Source organism: candidate division KSB1 bacterium, from assembly GCA_022562085.1.
Taxonomy (GTDB): Bacteria; Zhuqueibacterota; Zhuqueibacteria; order Oceanimicrobiales; family Oceanimicrobiaceae; genus Oceanimicrobium.
In genome coordinates, this window is sequence record JADFPY010000285.1 from 1 (window position 1) to 6,017 (window position 6,017).

The 6,017-nt window shown below is 46.9% G+C and carries 7 protein-coding genes; 6 read left to right on the forward strand and 1 reads right to left on the reverse strand.

Going from position 1 to position 6,017, the window contains the following annotated elements:
- The 5 genes from IH879_18100 to eno form a co-directional block, all read left to right on the forward strand.
- Positions 1–182: DUF4416 family protein (locus IH879_18100; GenBank protein ID MCH7676836.1), on the forward strand; the 182-nt coding region annotated here is incomplete at its 5' end.
- Between the two features lie 42 nt (positions 183–224).
- Positions 225–641, forward strand: coding sequence for a DUF1761 domain-containing protein (locus tag IH879_18105; GenBank protein MCH7676837.1), 417 nt, complete (start codon positions 225–227; stop codon positions 639–641).
- Positions 642–727: 86 nt separating this feature from the next.
- Positions 728–2,062: a glycerate kinase gene (locus IH879_18110; GenBank protein MCH7676838.1), complete on the forward strand. Its 1,335-nt coding sequence runs from the start codon at positions 728–730 to the stop codon at positions 2,060–2,062.
- Positions 2,063–3,478: a pyruvate kinase gene (pyk, locus tag IH879_18115; protein MCH7676839.1), complete on the forward strand. Its 1,416-nt coding sequence runs from the start codon at positions 2,063–2,065 to the stop codon at positions 3,476–3,478. It abuts the gene before it with no gap.
- A gap of 143 nt (positions 3,479–3,621) precedes the next feature.
- Complete coding sequence (gene eno / locus IH879_18120; GenBank protein MCH7676840.1) at positions 3,622–4,905, forward strand: phosphopyruvate hydratase; 1,284 nt, start codon at positions 3,622–3,624, stop codon at positions 4,903–4,905.
- A 78-nt stretch (positions 4,906–4,983) separates the two neighbouring features.
- On the opposite strand, the gene IH879_18125 is transcribed toward eno, so the two are convergent.
- Positions 4,984–5,598 (reverse strand): methyltransferase domain-containing protein, encoded by a 615-nt coding sequence (locus tag IH879_18125; GenBank protein MCH7676841.1) that lies wholly within the window; start codon positions 5,596–5,598, stop codon positions 4,984–4,986.
- A 271-nt stretch (positions 5,599–5,869) separates the two neighbouring features.
- On the opposite strand from IH879_18125, the gene IH879_18130 reads away from it, so the two are divergent.
- A partial coding sequence (locus tag IH879_18130; protein MCH7676842.1) for a hypothetical protein occupies positions 5,870–6,017 on the forward strand: 148 nt, incomplete at its 3' end.

Sequence of the window (6,017 nt, forward strand, 5' to 3'; positions counted from 1 at the left end):
ACGCCCAAAAAATCTACCTCGACCACGGAATCTACGCCGACCCGACTCTCTGGTATGAAAAAGGTAAATTTGAACCGTACCCGTTTGCTTTCCCGGATTTTAAAACCAACTTGTATGAAAAGGCATTTCAGCACATTCGGGTTTTATACAAAGGGCAGTGTCGAAAACTGAATTCAACCTAATTCACTGCTGTATCATTTTTCATTTAATTTAAGGAGGGAGAAATGAACATTAAAAAATTAATTCTGGCGTCGTTGGCAGGCGGTGTGGTTACATTTCTGTTAGGGGGTCTCTGGCATGCGATTATTTTGGCAGATTTCTACGAGACGCATTCGGCGGCTTTAGCCCGGCCTGAGCCAAATATGATGATGGTGGCGCTTGGCAGCCTGGTCATCGCTGTTTTGATGGCCTATACCTACCCAATTGGTTACAAAGGTGGATCGGCTGTTAAGGAAGGCTTTCGATTTGGCGCCCTTGTCGGCCTGATCTGGGTTCTGCCGGTGTCGCTCATTTTTAGTGGCGTTTGGAATTATCCTCTGGTCGCGGTGATCGTGGATTCGGCCTGGCATATTGTTGAGCAAGGCGTGGTCGGAATTGTGATCGCCTTAATTTATGGCACCGCTGCCGCGTCATCAGAATGAGTTAGAATCAAGGTTGTACAAAAAGATTGAAGACCCTGACAGGCTTCAGAACCCTGTCAGGGTTATGGTTTTAACGGAAACGAAAATTGAACATTTCAAAACTCCGCCAGGACGCACGAAAAATATTCGACGCCGGTTTGCAGGCGGTCGACCCTAAAGTGGCGGTCCACAAATATCTAAAACAAGAATCTGAGCGTTTACGAGTCGGAGAGCAAACTTATCAGCTCTCCGATTTTAATAATATCTTTGTGGTCGGTGCCGGAAAAGCCGGCGCACCCATGGCGGCGGCTGTTGAAGAAGCCTTAGGTGATAAACTTTCTGCTGGCGTTATCAACGTTAAATATGGCCACACGGAGCCTTTAAATAAAATAAAAATTAACGAGGCGGGTCACCCGGTTCCCGATCAAGCGGGATTGTGGGGCACCCTCGAAATCGTCGGGCTTCTTGAGGACGCAGGAAAAAATGATCTCGTTATTTGTTTGATTTCAGGCGGCGGTTCGGCGCTTTTGCCTTTGCCGGTGGACGGCATTTCTCTCGCGGAAAAACAAGAACTGACCGAGAAATTGCTAGCTTGCGGAGCAACCATTAATGAAATTAACACCATTCGGAAACATATTTCGAAAATTAAAGGAGGGCAGCTTGCGCGAATTGCTTTCCCGGCAACTCTCATTACCCTTATTCTCTCAGACGTCGTTGGCGACCCTCTGGATGCCATCGCCTCAGGACCTGCAGTGCCGGATACCTCGACTTTTCAGGATGTAAAGGATATTCTTTCTCGCTACGGAATTTGGCATGACATACCGAACCCTATTCAGTCGCATATTCAAAAAGGAATAAACGGAGAAATCCCTGAAACGCCAAAGTCCGGGGCTGAGATCTTTTCGAAAACTCAAAATATTATCATCGGCAGCAATACTCAAGCGGTTTTGGCTGCAAAAAATGAAGCTCAAAACCTCGGGTACAACACTTTGATGCTTTCCAGTTTGATGGAAGGTGAAACTAAAGAAGTTGCGGGCGTTCATGCGGCGATTGCAAAAGAAATTCTAAAGACGGGTAATCCGGTTAAACCGCCGGCCTGTCTGATTTCAGGTGGCGAGACCACCGTGACCTTGCGCGGAGACGGAAAAGGCGGCCGCAATCAGGAATTTGTTCTTGCCGCAGCCATCGATATTTCCGGGTTGGAACCCGTGGTCATTTTAAGCGGCGGCACCGACGGCACCGACGGCCCGACCGACGCAGCCGGGGCAATCTGCGACGGGCAAACAATAAGCAAAGCCAAAAAGAAGGGCATGAACGCGATGGGATATCTTTCTAAAAATGATTCTTACTCATTTTTTAAACCTCTCAATGATTTGTTAATGACAGGCCCCACGAAAACCAACGTCATGGATTTGCGGATTATTTTAGCAGGAGACGTGTAGATGCGCCGAACCAAGATCGTTTGCACAATCGGCCCCGTCAGTGATTCCGAAGAAGTACTGGGGAAACTCATGGATGCCGGCATGAATGTGGCGCGGCTGAACTTCTCTCATGGTACGCATGAGCAGCATCAAACCGTCATTGAGCGGATTCGCAAAGTTGCTGCTGAGAAAGACAAACCTATTGCAATCCTTCAGGACCTTGCTGGTCCAAAAATCCGAATTAGAGATTTTAAAGATGGTTTCATTAACCTTACGCCAGGTGAAACATTTACTTTGACCACGGAGGATATTGCCGGGGATAAATTGCGGGTGTCAGTCACCTATTCTAAACTCCCGCATGAAGTAAAGGCAGACGATGTGATTCTGCTGGCGGACGGTTCAATTCAACTGCAAGTTAAGAAAACCGATTCGAGGAGCGTTGTCTGTGAGGTTGTGGTTGGGGGAGAATTGTCTTCCAAAAAAGGCATCAACTTACCCGGCAGCTCCCTGTCTGTAGAAGCGCTCACTGCAAAAGATCGTGAGGACTTGAAATTTGGTTTAGAGCATAATGTCGATTACGTCGCTATGTCTTTCGTGCGGCGGCAGGAAGATATTCAGCAAATCACCAAGATAATGAAGGGAAACAAAAAGCCAGTTCCTATCATCGCTAAAATCGAGAAACACGAAGCCCTAGAAAACATCGATGACATCCTCAAAGTGGTTGACGGAATTATGGTGGCGCGCGGAGATTTAGCGGTGGAAACCCCTTTGGAAAGTGTGCCTTTGGCGCAAAAGATGCTGATTCGAAAATGCAATCAAGCCAGTAAACCGGTCATCACGGCAACACAAATGCTCAAATCCATGGTCGATAATCCGCGCCCGACTCGCGCCGAAGCCAACGACGTCGCCAACGCCGTGATCGACGGTACCGACGCCGTCATGCTGTCTGAAGAAACCACGATTGGCAACTTCCCGGTTGAAGCGGTGCAGACCATGGTAAGGATTATAGAAGTAACCGAATCCAGTGAATTGGTAGAACATCAGCGCTTTAGGCATGACTATACCGAGGCGACTTCAATCTCACATGCCGTGAGTCATGCCGCTTATGAAATGGCAAAAGATTTGAAAGCAGGAGCAATTTTGACCCCTACGCAGTCCGGCAGCACTGCTCGGATGGTAAGCTCCTATCGCCCCGACCAGGTGATTATTGCACTATGCCCGGACGAAGCGGTGGTGCGGCGGCTCAATTTGATTTGGGGAGTTTATCCGTTTCTTGCGGAAGGTTATTTAACCGCGGAAGAAATGATCGAGCAGGCAAAAGACAAAGCATTATCTTCAGGTTTAGTAAATTTTGATGACGTGGTCGTCATTACAGCAGGCGTGCCAATCGGCATATCCGGAACGACGAATTTAATTAGGGCAGAGGTCTTGAAATAAGTGTTTGGGTATTAATGTTTTTGGGTATTCAAGTGTTAGAGTGTTAAAGTTCAGAACTTTGATAAATCTTCGGTACACCTCGAACACTTTAACACGCAAATACTCTAACACTGAAACACTTTTTAAAAAGAAAGGAGTCTTGAATGACAACCATTGTTGAAGTTTTTGCCAGAGAGATTTTGGATTCTCGCGGCAATCCGACTGTCGAGGTGGAGGTCTTTTTAGAGAGCGGCGTCTGGGGGCGTGCAGCAGTGCCTTCCGGGGCTTCGACCGGGGAACATGAAGCGATTGAGCTGCGGGATAAAGATGACAAACGGTACGGCGGCAAGGGCGTGCTAAATGCGGTCAATAATGTCAATGAAACCATTGCCGAAGAATTGATTGGCGAAGATGCAACCGAGCAAACTTATATCGACAACCTGCTTGTTGAATTAGATGGCACAAAGAATAAAGCCAACTTAGGAGCGAACGCAATTCTTGGTGTTTCACTCGCAACTGCAAAAGCAGCGGCGAACGCAATGGATTTGCCGCTTTATCAATACTTAGGAGGCGTGAACGCCAAAACCCTGCCGGTGCCGATGATGAACATTATCAATGGCGGCGCCCATGCCGACAACAATGTCGATTTGCAGGAATTCATGATCATGCCAGCAGGCGCTCCTACATTTTCCGAAGCCCTGAGAATGGGCACGGAAGTTTTCCATTCCCTGAAATCCGTGTTGAAAGGTAAAAATTACAACACGGCAGTTGGGGATGAAGGCGGATTTGCGCCCGATTTAAAATCAAATGAAGAAGCGCTGCAAGTCATCATGGAGGCGATTGAAAAAGCCAACTACAAAGCGGGCGACGATTGCTTCATCTGCCTGGATCCGGCCTCCAGTGAATTCTATGACACGGCAAAGAAGAAATATGTCCTCAAGTCCGAAAATAAAGAACTCTCCTCAGAAGAAATGGTTGCTTACTACGCAGACCTGTGTAAACGCTACCCCATCGTTTCAATCGAAGACGGCCTCGATGAAAACGACTGGGAAGGCTGGAAATTTCTAACCTCCGAGTTGGGTGGGAAAATACAACTTGTCGGCGACGACCTCTTAGTAACCAACACTGAAAAGCTCAAACGCGCTATCGACGGCAACATCGCCAATTCAATTCTGATTAAAGTCAACCAAATCGGCACGCTGACCGAAACTTTGGACGCCATTGAAATGGCAAAATGTGCCGGCTACACTTCAGTGATTTCACACCGTTCCGGCGAGACCGAAGATGCAACGATTGCCGATATTGCAGTGGCAACCAATGCCGGACAGATTAAGACAGGCTCCCTTTCGCGCTCAGACAGAATCGCCAAGTACAATCAGCTTTTGCGAATTGAGGAAATGCTGGGGGATGTGGCTGTCTACCCGGGTAAGTCGATTTTGAAGAGGTAAAATTGAACCTTTTGCCGGAACTTGAAAGGACATGAACATTCTTATTAAGGACGAATCTAATCTAACCCTTTGGCAGCTTTAGCGTTGGTAAACCGCCACATGCCACATAAAAAGTTTGCAATAAAACTTCCGTTTAAAACCGCTTTTGCGAATGAGCGCCTCAATTGCCTGAGTGGGATGTATGTAGAGTCGAAAAGGATTGTGCTTTATTTTGAAAAAGAAATTTGGGATTCGCACACCAAACTTCATCCACCAGGTATCAACGGGATAAATCACACCGTAGATTTTTCCCGCCTTTTGTGAAGAAAGACCCACAAGTGTTTGTAGATCAGGGTAGCAGCAAATGACTTTATCCAGGGTTACGATATCTGCTGAAGGAATCTCCTTAACCATCTCGACAAAATCGCCCTGAATGAAATTGACCTCATCCAAATAACCTTGTCGCTCCGCCTCCTTCTTTGCCGCTTCCAAATAAGCTGACGAGCCTTCGACCTCGGTGGCTTGACTTAGACCGGATTTGAATAGTTCACTCTGAATAGCGCCGACTCCACCGCCAATATCGAGCAAGGTTAACCCCTCTACCCCGGATGTTTGAATCGCTTCGAGTAAGATCCGAGTAGGTTTACCTGGGCCTTTCTTCCGATACTTTTGGAGTTCACGCTCAGCCAGTTTTTGATTAAACTGCTCCTCCATTCCCTGACACTGACAGCAATTCATGGCATACTTTGGCTTGTGATTTTAACCTGAGAAATTAAAGAAATTAATTGTATAATTACAAATTTATTTTTACTTACTGGTAATCTATAAGTATATTACTGTCTTTGCGAGCGCTTCTTAGCGACCGCAATCTCCTGATTAAGTAGGCTTGAGATTGCTTCGGCAAAGAACGCCTCGCAAAGACAATAGTTTTTTGAATATATCAATGATTCTACTTTTTGGGTTGTTATTGATTTTTAGTTCATGCATGAGCGAGTCCAAACCCATCGATCCGACTCAGCAGCAGCGGATGTTAGAATTGCGCGAACGTTTGAAAGGTGAGTTGGGCGAAAAATACCACCAATCCAGTCCCCAGGCCACCGAAGCCCAGCTAAAACGCGGCGCAGAGTTGTACC

Bases quoted from the DNA above. Each gene is read 5' to 3' on its own strand.
- pyk (MCH7676839.1), top strand. From the start codon at position 2,063: ATGCGCCGAACCAAGATCGTTTGCACAATCGGCCCCGTCAGTGATTCC.
- IH879_18125 (MCH7676841.1), bottom strand. From the start codon at position 5,598: ATGGAGGAGCAGTTTAATCAAAAACTGGCTGAGCGTGAACTCCAAAAG.
- eno (MCH7676840.1), top strand. From the start codon at position 3,622: ATGACAACCATTGTTGAAGTTTTTGCCAGAGAGATTTTGGATTCTCGC.
- IH879_18105 (MCH7676837.1), top strand. From the start codon at position 225: ATGAACATTAAAAAATTAATTCTGGCGTCGTTGGCAGGCGGTGTGGTT.